Genomic DNA, 1123 nt, shown 5'->3' on the forward strand with positions numbered 1-1123 from the left:
GCGGGGCACGGTCGTCCCGGCGGAAACCACCGCCACCGGTGCTGCCACCGCCACGGTTGTCGTCACGACGGAAGCCGCCGCCGGAGCCGCCACCACGGTTGTCGTCACGACGGGGAGCACGGTCGTCACGACGCTCGAACCCGCCGCCGGTGGGCCGGCCACCACGGTCGTCGCGCTGCTGACCACCGCGGTAACCACCACGGTCGTCATCACGACGCGGAGCGCGGTCGTCCCGGCGGAAACCACCGCCACCGGTGCTGCCACCGCCACGGTTGTCGTCACGACGGAAGCCGCCGCTGCTGGGGCGGTCGTCATCACGACGCGGGCCGCGGGGCCGGTCGTCACGACGCTCGAAGCCGCCACCGGTGGGTCGGCCACCCCGGTCGTCACGACGGAAGCCGCCGCCGGAGCTGCCACCACGGTTGTCGTCACGGCGGGGAGCACGGTCGTCACGACGCTCGAACCCGCCACCGGTGGGCCTGCCGCCGCGATCGTCACGGCGGTCGAAACCTCCGCCGGTGGGCCGGCCACCACGGTCGTCGCGCTGCTGACCACCGCGGTAACCACCACGGTCGTCATCACGACGCGGAGCGCGGTCGTCACGGCGGAAACCACCGCCACCGGTGCTGCCACCGCCACGGTTGTCGTCACGACGGAAGCCGCCGCCGGAGCCGCCACCACGGTTGTCGTCACGACGGGGAGCACGGTCGTCACGGCGGAAACCACCGCCACCCGTGCTGCCACCACGGTTGTCATCACGCCGGAAGCCACCGCCAGGGCGGTCGTTGTCACGTCGAGGCGCGGAGGACCGGTCGTCGCGAGCGCCTCGGAAGCCGCCCCTGTCACCGGCGTCCCGGCGACGCGGCTCGCGCTCCGGACGGTCGTCGGAAGAGTTGGTGGACATGGGGGTGACTCCTGTCATCGGGTACCACAGACATTCTCGCGCAGCCGACCATCCGACGCGCTTCGGAAAAAACAAAAGGACCCTTGGTCCCAGCATGAACGCTGGGACCAAGGGTCCTTGAAAGATTGTTCGGCGGCGTCCTACTCTCCCACAGGGTCCCCCCTGCAGTACCATCGGCGCTGAAAGGCTTAGCTTCCGGGTTCGGAATGTAACCGGGCG

General features: G+C 70.7%; 1 rRNA gene and 1 pseudogene. Both read right to left on the minus strand.

Annotated elements, in window-relative coordinates:
• Positions 1–771: pseudogene (locus AB0F38_RS24615) on the minus strand (hypothetical protein); the annotation flags it as partial.
• A gap of 260 nt (positions 772–1031) precedes the next feature.
• Positions 1032–1123 (minus strand): 5S ribosomal RNA (gene rrf / locus AB0F38_RS24620); the annotation flags it as partial.

The organism is Streptomyces sp. NPDC025273, from assembly GCF_040638585.1.
GTDB lineage: Bacteria > Actinomycetota > Actinomycetes > Streptomycetales > Streptomycetaceae > Streptomyces > Streptomyces cinereorectus.